This window comes from Variovorax sp. R-27, assembly GCF_049913215.1.
Lineage (GTDB): Bacteria > Pseudomonadota > Gammaproteobacteria > Burkholderiales > Burkholderiaceae_C > Variovorax.
The window spans coordinates 1,880,376-1,894,538 of record NZ_CP183984.1 but is presented as its reverse complement, the minus strand read 5'-3'; the positions used below and the strand labels follow the sequence as shown (position 1 = coordinate 1,894,538).

The window sequence follows — 14,163 nt, the reverse complement described above, 5'->3', positions numbered from 1 at the left end:
CGTGGTCTGGCCGCCGACGGCGGTCGAATCCTGGCCGGTGGCCTTGGCACCTGTGCCAACGGCGGTGGAATCGCCCAACGATGCAGCCGTACCCGTCGCCACGGCGCCCCAGCCGATCGCAAGATTCGAGGCGCCGGTGGTCGCAGCATTGGCATTCGTGCCGATGGCGATGGCATTGCTGCCGATCGCGTTCGCGCCGTCACCGAGCGCAATCGCACTGGTACCCGCGACGTTGGCGCCGCGGCCGATGGCTACGCCCGAAGTGGCCCCGGAACTGACAAAAGCCTGGCCGCCGATGGCGATGGAATCCGTCGCGGTCGCCTGCGCGCCCTTGGTCGCGTTGCTGCCGATGGCCACCGCCCCGCTGCCCGAGGCGGTGGTCGAGTTGGCAACGGTCAGCGGGGTGGTGCCGTCCCCGCCAGCGCCGCCGATGGCTACGGAATTGAGCGCGGCAGCGTTGCTGCCGAAGCCCATCGCGATGCTGGAGATGCCACCCGCGTTCGACTCCAGCCCGTAGGCGCTGCTCCACTTGCCGCTCGCGTTGCTGAGGAAGCCGAATGCGGAAGCCCCGGTTGCCCGGCCCTGGGCGAACGCGCCGTACACGGTCACCGCGGTCGAGCCCGTACCGGTCGCGTTGCATCCCGCCACCAGCGAGTAGGTGCCGGTACCGTCTTGCGTCGGTGCACCGGTCGCTCCACTGGTGCTTCCGGGATTCACGCGGCCGACGATGCCACTCGATCCCGTCACACAGGTGCCGTCGGTATTGATGACGTTGGCGTACGCCACCCCGGCTGCGCCCTGCATCACCCCATAGATGGCCGCCACGGCCAGGAGACGGAATGTCGACCGCTTCGCGCTACCGCTTCGCTTGCCGCGCGCCGAGGTGAGCTCGGAAGCCGCCACCCATGCTCCCAGGGCTTCGTTCCATATACTTCTGTATGACTTATTCATTTACTGTTCGGCTCGCGGTGAATGGATTGACGGGTTCAGATCGACAAAAAATGCGATGCCCCTGCGTCAGGTTCCATCGCTGAAGGCACGCGCTTGGGAGTGCCTCGATTACAGGAATGCTGGAATGTACGGACTTGTTTACATTTCAGTTCGCATGCCGCAATAGGGAAATTTCGAACCAATGATTTAGTTCACAAAAATGAAATATGAGTGAACTCATTCAGGCCCGAGGGTTGCCGACAAGCCACTGAAAGCGGGAGGCCACATAGAATCCAAAGCGCGGCTTCAGCGGACTTTTTTCACACAACTTCGCCGATAAGCTCCCTTTCTCCTTCTTCTCGCCGCCGGCTCAAAGAACAGTGCGTCTGCTCTTTGCAAGCCTCGAAGAATGACAAAGCCCGCTGAAATAGGAATTTCGTCACATAGCAGTTAATTAATTGCCAACCCCAGAAAACGATCTCCAATCGCCGCGGATGGCAATTAACATTCTTGAAACAATTAAATGAGGTCCGCCATTCAGCTGCGCATCGGCATCACCATCGGCCTCCACCACGAGGCCGAAACCCTCTGGAACAACGGCATCAAGCAGAACGCCGTGTTCCTGGCGGAAGCACTGAAGCACTGCCCGGATGTGGCCTCGGTGGTATTGGTCAACACCACGGCGATCCCGATCACCCCGGCCCTGCCCTGGGACCAGACACGCTGGCCTACCGTGACCTTCGAGGTGGCCAAGGACAACGTGGACGTGCTGATCGAGCTCGGCGGCCAAATCGACGAGATGCAGACCGACTACCTGAAGCAGCGTGGCGCGCGGCTGGTGTCCTACTGCTGCGGCTTCGAATACGTGCACGCCATGGAGTCGATGCTGTTCAACAAGCCGCTCTGGGGGCAGAACCTGTTCGTGAACCAGCGCTACGACGACATCTGGATGGTTCCGCAGGTGGCGAACATCAGCCAGCCGTACTTCGAGGTGCTGCGCCGGGCCGAGGCGCGCCCCGTGCCTTTCGTGTGGAGCCCGGTATTCCTGGACGAACGCACGCGAGCCCTGCCCGACGCCGGCGTCTACCAGCCGCACGCCGGGCCGCGCCGCCTCAGCGTGATGGAGCCGAACATCAACGTGGTGAAGTTCTGCCTCTACCCGGTACTGATCGCCGAGTTGGCCTACCGCGCCCGGCCCGAAGCCATCGCGCTGCTGCAGGTCACCAATGCCGAACGGCTGGCCAGGGAGAACATGGAGTTCATCACGCTGATGAACCAACTCGACCTGGTCCGTGAGCACAAGGCGGTCTTCCTGGGCCGACATGAAACGCCCGTGTTCCTCGCGCAGAACACCGACATCGTGGTTTCGCACCAGTGGGAGAACCCGCTCAACTATTTCTATCTGGAAACCTGCTGGCAGGGCTACCCGCTGGTGCACAACGCGCACCTGTGCGCGGACCTCGGCTACTACTACCAGGGCAACGACGTGGCCGGCGGCAGCGCCCGGGTGCTCGAAGCCATCGACACGCATGATGCGCAGGCAGCCGCCTATCGCGAGCGCCAGCGCAGCCTGATCGACCGCTACCTCCCCGGCAACGCCGCGGCCACCGAGGTCTACAACAACCTGCTGCTCGGCCTGATGCAGCGCCCCGCCCGATAGACAGGCACACGGAGCCCGAAATGCTTGACCCGTCCGAACTCCGGCAGTTCTTTCCCGTGGTCGTGACACCGAGCCACGACGGCAAGTTCTTCCAGAACTACGTCGCCTCGATGCTGAACTTCACTGTCCAGGCCGAGCGCGCCGGCATGCGCATGCAGGTGCTGATGCACCAGGGCGAGAGCCTGGTGACGCGTGCGCGGAACAACTGCGTGGCCCAGTTCCTCGCCAATCCGCAATGGACCCACCTGTTCTGGATCGACGCCGACATCGGCTTCTCGGCGCAGGCGGCCTTCCGGTTGCTGCTGTCGGGCTACGACATCGCGGCCGGCGTCTATCCGCTCAAGCGGGAGAACTGGCCCGACGACGGCGTGGCCGCAGGCACGACACAGCAGCAGTTCGAGGCCACCTTCACCCGCTACACGGTCAACGCCAAGGCCTCGGAGACCACTTCGCAGGTCGAACTCAAGATCCAGCCCGACGGCTTCATGGAGATGACCGAGGCACCGACCGGATTCATGGTGATCAAGCGCGCCGTGTTCGAGCGGCTCATGGCGAGCTACCCCGACCTCGCCTACGTGCCCGACAGCATCGGCGAGGCCGACCTGGGCCTGCACTACCGCTTCTTCGACGTGATGGTCGACCCGCAGACGCGCCGCTATCTCTCGGAGGACTACGGCTTCTGCCGCCTGTGGTCGGGGCTGGGCGAGTCGATCTACATCGACGCCAACTCCAACCTGACACACCAGGGCGCCAAGCTGTACCGCGGCGACTTCGCCAACTCGCTGCTGACCTCCCTGCCCCACGCGGTGGGCGGCCCGGTCGGCGCGAAGATGGTGCTCACGGGCCAGGAGTACCTGCAGCCCAACGCGCCCTCGCTCTGAGCTGAACGAAGGCGCATCGCCCACAAAAAAGCCCCGCCGAAGCGGGGCTTTCTGATTGGAGCGAGCCGAAGAAGATCAGGCCGCGACCGTGTCCGCCACGCCCTTGTAGTCTTCGATCTTGTCGAAGTTCAGGTACTGGTAGATCTGCGCGCTGGACGCATCGAGCACGCCCGTGGCGGCCATGTACTCCTCGCGGGTCGGGATGCGACCCAGGCGCGAGCAGATGGCGGCCAGTTCGGCCGAGCCGAGGTACACGTTGGTGTTCTTGCCCAGGCGGTTGGGGAAGTTGCGCGTGCTGGTCGACATCACCGTCGCGCCTTCGCGCACCTGTGCCTGGTTGCCCATGCACAGCGAGCAGCCCGGCATTTCAGTGCGGGCACCGGCATTGCCGAACACGCCGTAGTGGCCTTCCTCGGTGAGCTGCTGCGCGTCCATCTTGGTGGGCGGAGCGATCCACAGCTTGACCGGGATGTCGCGCTTGCCTTCGAGCAGCTTCGACGCGGCGCGGAAGTGGCCGATGTTGGTCATGCACGAACCGATGAACACTTCGTCGATCACGGCGCCGGCCACGTCGCTGAGCGTCTTCACGTCATCGGGGTCGTTCGGGCAGGCCACGATGGGTTCGTGGATCTCGGCCAGGTCGATCTCGATCACGGCGGCGTAGTCGGCATCGGCGTCGCCCTTGAGCAGTTGCGGGTCCGCAAGCCAGGCTTCCTGCGCGGCGATGCGGCGTTGCAGCGTGCGGGCATCGGCGTAGCCTTCGGCAATCATCCACTTCATCAGCGTGATGTTGCTGTTGATGTACTCGATGATCGGCTCCTTGTTCAGGTGCACCGTGCAGCCGGCGGCCGAGCGTTCGGCCGAGGCGTCGCTCAGCTCGAAGGCTTGTTCCACCTTCAGGTCGGGCAGGCCTTCGATTTCGAGGATGCGGCCCGAGAAGATGTTCTTCTTGCCCTTCTTCTCGACCGTCAGCAGGCCGGACTTGATGGCATACAGCGGAATTGCGTTGACCAGGTCACGCAGCGTCACGCCGGGTTGCATCTTGCCCTTGAAGCGCACGAGCACCGATTCGGGCATGTCCAGCGGCATCACGCCGGTGGCGGCAGCAAAGGCCACGAGGCCCGAGCCCGCCGGGAAGCTGATGCCGATGGGGAAGCGGGTGTGGCTGTCGCCGCCCGTGCCCACGGTGTCGGGCGTCAGCAGGCGGTTGAGCCACGAGTGGATCACGCCGTCGCCGGGACGCAGCGACACGCCGCCGCGGTTGGCCATGAACTCGGGCAGTTCGTGGTGCATCTTGACGTCGACCTTCTTGGGGTACGCCGCCGTGTGGCAGAACGACTGCATGACGAGGTCGGCCGAGAAGCCCAGGCAAGCCAGGTCCTTCAGCTCGTCGCGCGTCATCGGGCCGGTGGTGTCCTGCGAGCCGACCGAGGTCATCTTGGGTTCGCAGTACGTGCCCGGGCGAACGCCCTGGCCTTCCGGCAGGCCGCAGGCGCGGCCGACCATCTTCTGTGCCAGCGAGAAGCCCTTCTTGGTGTCGACCGGGCTTTGCGGCAGGCGGAACAGCGTCGACACGGGCAGGCCCAGCGCCTCGCGCGCCTTGGCCGTCAGGCCGCGGCCGATGATCAGCGGAATGCGGCCACCAGCGCGCACTTCGTCGAACAGCACGTCGCTCTTGACCTGGAACTCGGCGATGACCTTGCCGTCCTTCAGCGCCTTGCCTTCATAGGGACGCAGCTCGACCACGTCACCCATGTTCATTTGCGCCACGTCGAGCTCGATGGGAAGCGCGCCCGAGTCTTCCATGGTGTTGTAGAAGATGGGAGCGATCTTGCCGCCGAGGCAGACGCCGCCGAAACGCTTGTTCGGCACGAAGGGAATGTCTTCGCCGGTAAACCAGAGCACCGAGTTGGTGGCGCTCTTGCGCGACGAACCCGTGCCGACCACGTCGCCGGCATAGGCCACGAGGTGGCCGCGGGCGCGCAGGTCTTCGATGAACTTCACGGGGCCGCGCTTGCCGTCTTCTTCGGGAACGATGCCCGGGCGTGCGTTCTTGTGCATCGCGAGCGCGTGCATCGGAATGTCGGGACGGGTCGTCGCGTCGGGTGCGGGCGACAGGTCGTCGGTGTTGATTTCGCCAGCCACCTTGAAGATGCTGACGGTGATGCTCTCGGGCACTTCGGGACGGCTGGTGAACCACTCGGCATCGGCCCAGCTTTGCAGCACGCCCTTGGCGTTGGCGTTGCCCTTGTCGGCCTTTTCCTTGACGTCGTGGAACTGGTCGAACATCAACAGGGTTTTCTTCAGGCCTTCTGCTGCCACAGCGCCGACTTCGGCGTCGTCGAGCAGGTCGATCATGGGGCTGATGTTGTAGCCGCCGAGCATGGTGCCGAGCAGTTCGGTCGCGCGGGCGCGCGAAATGAACTCGCTCTTCTCGGTGCCGTGGGCCACGGCCGCGAGGTAGCTCGCCTTGACCTTGGCGGCGTCGTCGACGCCGGCGGGCACGCGATAGGTGAGCAGATCGAGCAGGAAGGCGCCGTCCTTGGCGTTCGCGCTCTTGAGGAGCTCGATCGCTTCAGAGGTCTGCTTCGCGCTCAAGGGCAGCGGCGGGATACCGAGCGCGGCGCGTTCGGCAACATGGTCAACGTAGGCTTGCAACATCTTCTTTTCTCCGGAAACTGAGCTGGCGGGCGTGCAGTACGGCAAGCAAGAGCCGCGCCGCACGCCGTTTCGTTACTTACTTCTTTTCGCCGTCGGCGCCTTCGAACAGGGCCTTCGGCGGGTTCTTCTTCATTTCTGCGGCAAATGCGACCTGGGCGTCGGTCTGGCATTCATCGGCAATGCGCAGGCCGGCCTTCTGGTTCATCAGCATCGACTTGTTGCCGAGCTGGAGCCACATGGCGCCGGCACGCGGGTCTTCGAGGCGGATGGCGCCGGTGCGGCTTTCGACCGGGTGCATGCGGTACTTCAGGCCCTTGGTGGTCACGGTGAAGAAGCCGGGCTTCTTCTCGTCGGGCGTGACGGTCACGTCGGCGCCGAGTTCGCACTGGGCGCGGCCGATCGACACGCGCTGGGCGACGGCCAGGTCGGCATCGGTGAGCACGACGTTGGTGTCGTCGGCGATCGGCGTGACTTCCTCGACGGCCTTGGCCGCCTTGCGGGTGACCTGGCGCTTGGGAGGCGTCTTCTTGGCTTCGGCCTTTGCCGCAGGCTTGGCCGCGGGCTTGGCGTCCTGCGCGACTGCTGCAAGCGGCAGGGCCAGGGCGACGGCGGCGATCAGGGCAATTTTCTTCATGTGTGGGTTTCCTTGAGGCTGGATTCAGAGAGTTTCAGGAGGCCGCGAGCGCAAACCAGGCTTTCGCCTCGGGGGGCAACGCGCGCCCTGTTGCGTGGGCGCGCGTCAAGACCTGCCAAAAGTGGCGGTAGCTCGCGCGGTCGTGCAATGTGCCATCAATTTGTGTCGGAGCCCAATCAGCAAGCGCCGCTTTTGCAATGATTTGTGTGGCAACTTGAATCTGCGCCTCGTCGGGCGCAAAGGCCTCGAGGATGGGGCGGATCTGGTTCGGGTGGATGCTCCACATGCGCGTGTAGCCGAATTCGGTGGCCGCCTTGCGGGCCGCCGTGCGCATGGCATCGGTGTTGCTGAACTCGGTGACCACGCAGTGCGAAGGCACCTTGCCGTAGGCATGCGCGGCCGATGCGATGGCCAGCTTGGCGCGCACCACCAGCGGGTGGCTGAACTGCCCTGCCGCACCCATGCCATCGGCAGGGATCGCACCGGCGTGGGCCGAGACGAAATCCATCAGGCCGAAGCTCAGCGACTGCACGCGCGGATGGGCGGCAATCTCGAAGGCGTTGTGCACGGCGAGCGGCGACTCGATCAGCACGTGCAGCGGCAATGCATCGGCATCCGCCGCCTCGAGCGCCGCGACAGCCTGCAACACATCGGCCACCGATTCGACCTTCGGCACCATCAGATGGCTCAGGCGCTGGGCGGCAAGGCCGGCAATGGTGATCACGTCGCCGGCAAAGGCGGGATGGTCGACGGGGTGCACGCGCACGCCGACACGCATGCCGGGTTTGGCGGCCAACGCCAGTTCGGTGACGAGCGCGGCATGCTCGGCTTCGCCGCCCACCGGGGCGCCGTCTTCGCAATCGAGGGTAACGTCGAACACGCAGGCGCCGAACTCCTCGGCCATTTCGGCCTGGAGCGCGAGGCTCTTCTTCATGCGCGCCTCGACGCCGCTGTAGTGGTCGCACACGGGCAGCGTCACGGCGCCGGCTTGTGCGCCGAGCAGTACTTCAGCGGGATGCGCGGTCTTCGTCATGCCTTTTTCTGCGCCACGATGAACATGCGCGGGAAGGCGAGCAGCCGCTTGCCGTCGGTGCGCGCCGGATAGGCTTCGTTCACTCGACGCTCGTACTCGGCGAGGTAGCTCGCCTGCAGGTCCGGCGGCAGTCGGTCGACGAAAGGCTTCAGCCCCGTGCCGCGCACCCATTCGACGATGGATGCGGCATCGGCCATGCGGTGCTGGTAGATCGTGTGCCAGACATCGACGTGCACCGCACGCGGCGCCAGCAGGTCGTAGTAGCCACCGAGGTCGAGCAGCAGGGTGCGCAGCTTGTCGGCGTCGCCGATGCGTTCGGCCCACGGTGCTTCAGCGGCCACCGCACGCATCAGGCGATGCGTGGGCTCCTGGCGGTTGTCGGGCATCTGGATGGCAAGCACGCCACCCGGGGCCAGCGCGTCGAACAGGCGCGGGATCAGCTTTTCGTGATCGGGCACCCACTGCAGGGACGCGTTGGCATAAATGAGGTCGGGCGCTTCTTCCTGGGTTTGCGGCGCCCAGGTCGCAATGTCGCTCAACTCGAAGCGCGCCTGCGGCAGGCGCTCGCGCGCGCTGACAAGCATGGCTTCGGAGTTGTCGGTTCCGAGGACTTGCGCCTTCGGAAACCGGTTGACCAGCAGCTCGGTGGAGTTGCCCGGTCCGCACCCGAGGTCGACCACGCGGGCGGCCTCGGTCAGTGGCACCCGCGCCAGGAGCTCCTGTGCGGGTCGGGTGCGCTCGTCCTCGTAGCGACGGTAGAGCGCGGGGTTCCAGTCGAGCATGCTGGCCGGTCGTGCTTTAGAGCAGGTGAGCGACGCCGGCGCGTTCGCCTTCCAGTTCTTCCAGGGTCTTGTTGATGCGTTCCTGACTGAATGCATCGATCTCGAGGCCTTCGACCAGCTTGTATTCACCGTTTTCGCAGGTGACCGGGAAGCCGAACATCACGTCCTTCGGAATGCCGTACTGGCCGTCCGACGGAATGCCCATGGTGACCCACTTGCCATTGGTGCCCAGGGCCCAATCGCGCATGTGGTCGATGGCGGCGTTGGCAGCCGAGGCAGCCGACGACAGGCCGCGTGCTTCGATGATGGCAGCGCCGCGCTTGCCGACGGTCGGCAGGAAGGTGTTGGCGTTCCATTCCTGGTCGTTGATCATCTTGGCAACGCTTTCGCCGTTGATGGTGGCGAAGCGGTAGTCGGCGTACATCGTGGGCGAGTGATTGCCCCAGACGGTGAGCTTCTCGATGTCGGCCACGGCCTTGCCGGTCTTGGCGGCGATCTGGCTGGCGGCGCGGTTGTGGTCCAGGCGCAGCATGGCGGTGAAGTTCTTGCGCGGCAGGTCGGGAGCGCTCTTCATGGCGATGTAGGCGTTGGTGTTGGCCGGGTTGCCGACCACCAGCACCTTGACGTTGCGGCTGGCGACGGCGTTGAGGGCCTTGCCTTGCGCGGTGAAGATGGCGCCGTTGACGGCCAGCAGTTCGGCACGTTCCATGCCGGGACCGCGGGGGCGCGAACCGACGAGCAGTGCGTAGTCGGCGTCCTTGAAGGCGGTCATCGGGTCGCCGTGGGCTTCCATGCCGGCCAGCAACGGGAAGGCGCAGTCGTCGAGTTCCATCATCACGCCCTTGAGCGCCTTCTGGGCCTTCTCGTCGGGGATTTCGAGCAGTTGCAGGATGACCGGCTGGTCTTTGCCGAGCATTTCACCGGAGGCGATACGGAACAACAGGGCGTAACCGATTTGACCGGCGGCACCGGTGACGGCAACGCGGACGGGCTTTTTGCTCATGGGAAGACTCCAGAAGGTAATGAAACGGTGTCGGCGCTCTCGTGGGGCGCCAGGGGTTCTGCGGGCTGGGAATACTTCCCGCAGCGCGAGACCGGCCGCATTTTAAGCCGATTCAATGAGCCTCGTCTTATGTCTTATATAAGATATCCTCCGGGGGTCCGCCAAGGCGCACCCCACCGCTGCCATGAACACGCCCACCACATTCGACGAGCCCGCGACGCCGTCCTTCAGTCCGCTCTACCAGCAGATCAAGACATTGATCCTGCAGAGCCTGCAGGCGGGCGAGTGGAAGCCTGGCGAGCCCATCCCGAGCGAGATGGACCTGGCCGTGCGCTATCGGGTGAGCCAGGGCACGGTGCGCAAGGCCATCGACGAACTCTCGGCCGAAAACCTCGTGGTGCGCCGCCAGGGCAAGGGCACCTTCGTCGCCACTCATGCCGAGCAGCATGTGCAGTACCGCTTTCTCAAGCTCGTGCCCGATGCGGGCGACCCGAACACCGAGGGCCCGGCGGTGCGCACCATCGTCGACTGCAAGCGCCAGCGCGCATCGGCCGACGTGGCGCGCGCGCTCGGCCTGCGCACGGGCGACGCGGTGCTGCAGGTGCGGCGCGTGCTCGCCTACGGCGGCGTGCCCACCATCCTCGAAGACCTCTGGCTGCCCGGCGCGCCCTTCAAGGGGCTCACCGCCGAGCGGCTGCGCGCGTGGCCCGGCCCGATGTACGCGTTGTTCGAAACCGAGTTCGGCGTGCGCATGGTGCGCGCAGAAGAAAAAATCCGCGCCGTGCTGCCCGATGCCGAACAGGCCGCGCTGCTCGACGTGACGCTGCAGATGCCCCTGTTGAGCGTGGAACGCGTGGCGCACACCTACCATGACATGCCGATGGAGCTGCGTCGCGGGCTCTATCGCACCGACACGCACCACTACAGGAACCAGCTGGGCTGATCCCGATGCAGACGAAGGCCGAATACCGCCGCGCCGATGTGCGCATACAAGCTGCGCATTGCGCTACGAAGTCAATAGCATCCGACTGCAACGGTGCGCCGACTCGTGCATGTCCGCTGCGCGATGGTGCATTGCAATAGAATTTTGCGTTGTTTGCATTTCCGCAGAAGAAACAAAAGCGTTCGCTCTCAGAACAAGCCAACAAGTCACAAAAGCCACGAAAGCACTTCCCCCAATGACAGAGCTTGCAACTCCCCCCCGGCCTCCGCGTCGCGAATTCCGCAACATCAATGCCTTCACCGACCTCACGACCTACCGGCTGCCGCCGGCCGGCATCGTGTCGATCCTGCATCGCGTCAGCGGCGTGCTGATGTTCCTGCTGCTGCCGTTCATCATCTGGATGTTCGACACCTCGCTGTCTTCCGACTATTCGTTCGCCAAGTTCAAGGCCGCCTTCAACAGCGGCCTTGGTTTCGTTCCGGGGTGGTTCTTCAAGCTGGTCGCGCTCGCGCTCATCTGGGCCTACCTGCACCACTTCATCGCCGGCCTGCGCCATCTCTGGATGGACGTGAGCCACGCTGCCGTGACCAAGGAATTCGGCCATACCTCGGCTGTCGTCACGCTGGCACTGAGCATCCTGCTCACCGTGGTGCTCGGCGCCAAGCTGTTCGGCCTGTACTGAGAAGGAGCCAACCATGTCTGTGAATTACGGCTCCAAGCGCATCGTCGTCGGCGCGCACTACGGTCTGCGCGACTGGCTCAGCCAGCGCATTACGGGCGGCCTGATGGCGCTCTTCACGATCGTGCTGCTCGCGCAACTGATCTTCACCCGCGGCCCCATCGGCTACGACCTCTGGGCCGGCATCTTCGCCGCGCAGTGGATGAAGGTGCTCACGTTCTCCGTGATCGTCGCCCTGCTCTACCACGTGTGGGTCGGCATGCGCGACGTCTGGATGGACTACGTCCAGCCCGTCGGCATCCGTCTCGTGCTGCAAATTTTCACCATCGTCTGGCTTGTCGGTTGTGCGGGTTGGGCCATTCAAGTGCTTTGGAAGATCTGACCCCACCATGACCTACACAAAAGAAAAAATCACCAAGCGCAAGTTCGACGTCGTGATCGTCGGTGCCGGCGGCTCCGGCATGCGCGCCTCGCTGCAACTCGCACGTGCCGGCCTCAACGTGGCCGTGCTCTCCAAGGTGTTCCCGACCCGTTCGCACACCGTCGCCGCTCAAGGTGGCGTGGGCGCATCGCTCGGCAACATGAGCGAAGACAACTGGCACTACCACTTCTACGACACGATCAAGGGTTCCGACTGGCTCGGCGACCAGGACGCGATCGAGTTCATGTGCCGCGAAGCCCCGAAGGTCGTGTACGAGCTCGAACACTTCGGCATGCCCTTCGACCGCAACCCCGACGGCACGATCTACCAGCGCCCGTTCGGCGGCCACACGGCCAACTACGGCGAGAAGCCCGTGCAGCGCGCCTGCGCCGCGGCCGACCGTACCGGCCACGCGATGCTGCACACGCTCTATCAGAAGAACGTCGAAGCCCGCACCCAGTTCTTCGTCGAATGGATGGCGCTCGACCTCATCCGTGATGACGAAGGCGACGTGGTCGGCGTGACCGCGCTCGAAATGGAAACCGGCGACCTGCACATCCTGCAGGCCAAGACCGTGCTGCTGGCCACCGGCGGCGCAGGCCGCATCTTCCAGGCCTCGACCAACGCCTTCATCAATACCGGCGACGGTCTCGGCATGGCGGCCCGCTCGGGCATTCCGCTGCAGGACATGGAGTTCTGGCAGTTCCACCCGACCGGCGTGGCCGGCGCAGGCGTGCTGCTGACCGAAGGCTGCCGCGGCGAAGGCGCGATCCTGCTGAACAGCAACGGCGAACGCTTCATGGAGCGCTATGCGCCCACCCTGAAAGACCTGGCGCCGCGCGACTTCGTGTCGCGCTCGATGGACCAGGAAATCAAGGAAGGCCGAGGCTGCGGTCCCAACAAGGACTACGTGCTGCTCAAGCTCGACCACCTGGGCGCCGAAACCATCCACAAGCGCCTGCCCTCGGTGTACGAAATCGGCGTCAACTTCGCCAACGTCGACATCACGAAGGAACCGATTCCGGTCGTGCCCACCATCCACTACCAGATGGGCGGCATCCCGACCAACATCCACGGCCAGGTCGTCATCCAGAAGGGCGAAGAGAACAGCGCAGTGGTGAACGGCCTCTACGCCGTGGGCGAATGCTCCTGCGTGAGCGTGCACGGCGCCAACCGCCTGGGCACGAACTCGCTGCTCGACCTGCTGGTGTTCGGCCGCGCGGCCGGCAACCACATCGTCGAGTTCAACGACAAGCTCAAGGAACACAAGCCCCTGCCCAACGATGCGGCCGACCGCACGCTGGAGCGCCTGAACCGCCTCGAATCGACCACCACCGGCGAATACGCCCAGGACGTGGCCGGCGAGATCCGCGCCGTCATGCAGCAACATGCGGCAGTGTTCCGCAAGCAGGCCTCGATGGACGAAGGCGTGACCAAGATCGCCGCCGTGCGCGAGCGCGTCAAGGCCATCGGCCTGAAGGACAAGTCGAAGGTGTTCAACACCGCCCGCATCGAAGCGCTGGAAGTCGACAACCTGATCGAAGTGGCGCAGGCCACCATGGTTTCGGCCGCCGCCCGCAAGGAATGCCGCGGCGCCCACACGGTCGAAGACTACGAACGCCCGGCGGACGACCCTGTCGCACCGCTCGGCCGCGACGACGTCAACTGGATGAAGCACACGCTCTGGTACAGCCAGGACAACCGCCTCTCGTACAAGCCGGTCAAGCTACAGCCGCTCACCGTGGCCTCGGTTCCACCCAAGGTCCGCACGTTCTAAGAGAACGGCTCACAGTCAGCTCATACAAAGCATTCACAAGGTCACTACGATGAAGCGCACATTCCAGATTTACCGCTACGACCCGGACAAGGACGCCAAGCCCTACATGCAGACGGTCGAGATCGAACTCGACGGCCACGAGCGCATGCTGCTCGACGCCCTCATGAAGCTCAAGGCGCAAGACCCGACGCTGTCGTTCCGCCGCTCGTGCCGCGAAGGCGTCTGCGGCTCCGACGCGATGAACATCAACGGCAAGAACGGTCTGGCCTGCCTGACCAACATGAACACGCTCAAGGGCACCGTCGTGCTCAAGCCGCTGCCGGGTCTGCCCGTCATCCGCGACCTGATCGTGGACATGACGCAGTTCTTCAAGCAGTACAACTCGATCAAGCCGTACCTGCAGAACGACACCGTGCCGCCCGAGAAGGAACGCCTGCAGTCGCCCGAAGAGCGCGAAGAGCTCAACGGCCTGTACGAGTGCATCCTGTGCGCGAGCTGCTCCACGAGCTGCCCGAGCTTCTGGTGGAACCCCGACAAGTTCGTGGGCCCCGCCGGCCTGCTGCAGGCCTACCGCTTCATCGCCGACAGCCGCGACGAAGCCACCGCCGAGCGCCTGGACAACCTGGAAGACCCGTACCGCCTGTTCCGCTGCCACACGATCATGAACTGCGTGGACGTGTGCCCGAAGAGCCTGAACCCGACCAAGGCCATCGGCAAGATCAAGGAATTGATGGTGCGCCGCGCCATCTGACCCTGATC

Annotated in this window: 12 protein-coding genes and 1 pseudogene; 7 read left to right on the top strand and 6 right to left on the bottom strand. The window is 64.5% G+C overall.

The window, feature by feature from the left end; all coding sequences use genetic code 11:
* A pseudogene (locus tag ACN9MV_RS08530) lies at positions 1–951 on the bottom strand (ESPR-type extended signal peptide-containing protein); the annotation flags it as partial.
* 502 nt (positions 952–1,453) lie between these two features.
* Here ACN9MV_RS08530 and ACN9MV_RS08525 point away from each other — a divergent pair.
* Positions 1,454–2,590: a DUF2827 domain-containing protein gene (locus ACN9MV_RS08525; protein ID WP_426391829.1), complete on the top strand. Its 1,137-nt coding sequence runs from the start codon at positions 1,454–1,456 to the stop codon at positions 2,588–2,590.
* A 20-nt stretch (positions 2,591–2,610) separates the two neighbouring features.
* Positions 2,611–3,471 carry a hypothetical protein gene (locus tag ACN9MV_RS08520; protein ID WP_426391828.1) on the top strand — a complete coding sequence of 287 codons (861 nt, stop codon included), beginning with the start codon at positions 2,611–2,613 and terminating at the stop codon, positions 3,469–3,471.
* A 75-nt stretch (positions 3,472–3,546) separates the two neighbouring features.
* Here the strand turns inward: ACN9MV_RS08520 and ACN9MV_RS08515 are convergent, their stop codons facing one another.
* From ACN9MV_RS08515 to ACN9MV_RS08495, 5 genes are all read right to left on the bottom strand, one after another.
* Complete coding sequence (locus ACN9MV_RS08515; RefSeq protein WP_093049553.1) at positions 3,547–6,132, bottom strand: bifunctional aconitate hydratase 2/2-methylisocitrate dehydratase; 2,586 nt, start codon at positions 6,130–6,132, stop codon at positions 3,547–3,549.
* Positions 6,133–6,208: 76 nt separating this feature from the next.
* Positions 6,209–6,766 (bottom strand): hypothetical protein, encoded by a 558-nt coding sequence (locus ACN9MV_RS08510; protein WP_093049550.1) that lies wholly within the window; start codon positions 6,764–6,766, stop codon positions 6,209–6,211.
* Positions 6,767–6,800: 34 nt separating this feature from the next.
* Positions 6,801–7,799: an HpcH/HpaI aldolase/citrate lyase family protein gene (locus tag ACN9MV_RS08505; RefSeq protein ID WP_426391827.1), complete on the bottom strand. Its 999-nt coding sequence runs from the start codon at positions 7,797–7,799 to the stop codon at positions 6,801–6,803.
* Positions 7,796–8,581, bottom strand: a complete 786-nt coding sequence (tam, locus tag ACN9MV_RS08500) for a trans-aconitate 2-methyltransferase (protein WP_426391826.1) — start codon at positions 8,579–8,581, stop codon at positions 7,796–7,798. Before tam ends, ACN9MV_RS08505 begins: the two co-directional genes overlap by 4 nt.
* A gap of 16 nt (positions 8,582–8,597) precedes the next feature.
* Positions 8,598–9,584, bottom strand: coding sequence for a malate dehydrogenase (locus ACN9MV_RS08495; RefSeq protein ID WP_042578072.1), 987 nt, complete (start codon positions 9,582–9,584; stop codon positions 8,598–8,600).
* Between the two features lie 184 nt (positions 9,585–9,768).
* On the opposite strand from ACN9MV_RS08495, the gene ACN9MV_RS08490 reads away from it, so the two are divergent.
* From ACN9MV_RS08490 to ACN9MV_RS08470, 5 genes are all read left to right on the top strand, one after another.
* Positions 9,769–10,527: a GntR family transcriptional regulator gene (locus ACN9MV_RS08490; RefSeq protein ID WP_093049541.1), complete on the top strand. Its 759-nt coding sequence runs from the start codon at positions 9,769–9,771 to the stop codon at positions 10,525–10,527.
* Positions 10,528–10,762: 235 nt separating this feature from the next.
* Positions 10,763–11,209, top strand: a complete 447-nt coding sequence (gene sdhC / locus ACN9MV_RS08485) for a succinate dehydrogenase, cytochrome b556 subunit (protein ID WP_093049538.1) — start codon at positions 10,763–10,765, stop codon at positions 11,207–11,209.
* Between the two features lie 13 nt (positions 11,210–11,222).
* Complete coding sequence (gene sdhD, locus ACN9MV_RS08480; RefSeq protein WP_093049535.1) at positions 11,223–11,588, top strand: succinate dehydrogenase, hydrophobic membrane anchor protein; 366 nt, start codon at positions 11,223–11,225, stop codon at positions 11,586–11,588.
* Between the two features lie 7 nt (positions 11,589–11,595).
* Positions 11,596–13,404 carry a succinate dehydrogenase flavoprotein subunit gene (sdhA, locus tag ACN9MV_RS08475; protein ID WP_093049532.1) on the top strand — a complete coding sequence of 603 codons (1,809 nt, stop codon included), beginning with the start codon at positions 11,596–11,598 and terminating at the stop codon, positions 13,402–13,404.
* A 49-nt stretch (positions 13,405–13,453) separates the two neighbouring features.
* Entirely contained in the window at positions 13,454–14,155 is a 702-nt protein-coding gene (locus tag ACN9MV_RS08470) for a succinate dehydrogenase iron-sulfur subunit (protein WP_093049529.1), read from the top strand.
* The last annotated feature ends 8 nt before the right edge of the window (positions 14,156–14,163 follow it).

What these genes read in the sequence shown, in the direction of transcription:
- ACN9MV_RS08525 (WP_426391829.1), top strand. Translation starts at nt 1,454, where the DNA reads ATGAGGTCCGCCATTCAGCTGCGCATCGGCATCACCATCGGCCTCCAC.
- ACN9MV_RS08520 (WP_426391828.1), top strand. Translation starts at nt 2,611, where the DNA reads ATGCTTGACCCGTCCGAACTCCGGCAGTTCTTTCCCGTGGTCGTGACA.
- ACN9MV_RS08515 (WP_093049553.1), bottom strand. Translation starts at nt 6,132, where the DNA reads ATGTTGCAAGCCTACGTTGACCATGTTGCCGAACGCGCCGCGCTCGGT.
- ACN9MV_RS08510 (WP_093049550.1), bottom strand. Translation starts at nt 6,766, where the DNA reads ATGAAGAAAATTGCCCTGATCGCCGCCGTCGCCCTGGCCCTGCCGCTT.
- ACN9MV_RS08505 (WP_426391827.1), bottom strand. Translation starts at nt 7,799, where the DNA reads ATGACGAAGACCGCGCATCCCGCTGAAGTACTGCTCGGCGCACAAGCC.
- tam (WP_426391826.1), bottom strand. Translation starts at nt 8,581, where the DNA reads ATGCTCGACTGGAACCCCGCGCTCTACCGTCGCTACGAGGACGAGCGC.
- ACN9MV_RS08495 (WP_042578072.1), bottom strand. Translation starts at nt 9,584, where the DNA reads ATGAGCAAAAAGCCCGTCCGCGTTGCCGTCACCGGTGCCGCCGGTCAA.
- ACN9MV_RS08490 (WP_093049541.1), top strand. Translation starts at nt 9,769, where the DNA reads ATGAACACGCCCACCACATTCGACGAGCCCGCGACGCCGTCCTTCAGT.
- sdhC (WP_093049538.1), top strand. Translation starts at nt 10,763, where the DNA reads ATGACAGAGCTTGCAACTCCCCCCCGGCCTCCGCGTCGCGAATTCCGC.
- sdhD (WP_093049535.1), top strand. Translation starts at nt 11,223, where the DNA reads ATGTCTGTGAATTACGGCTCCAAGCGCATCGTCGTCGGCGCGCACTAC.
- sdhA (WP_093049532.1), top strand. Translation starts at nt 11,596, where the DNA reads ATGACCTACACAAAAGAAAAAATCACCAAGCGCAAGTTCGACGTCGTG.
- ACN9MV_RS08470 (WP_093049529.1), top strand. Translation starts at nt 13,454, where the DNA reads ATGAAGCGCACATTCCAGATTTACCGCTACGACCCGGACAAGGACGCC.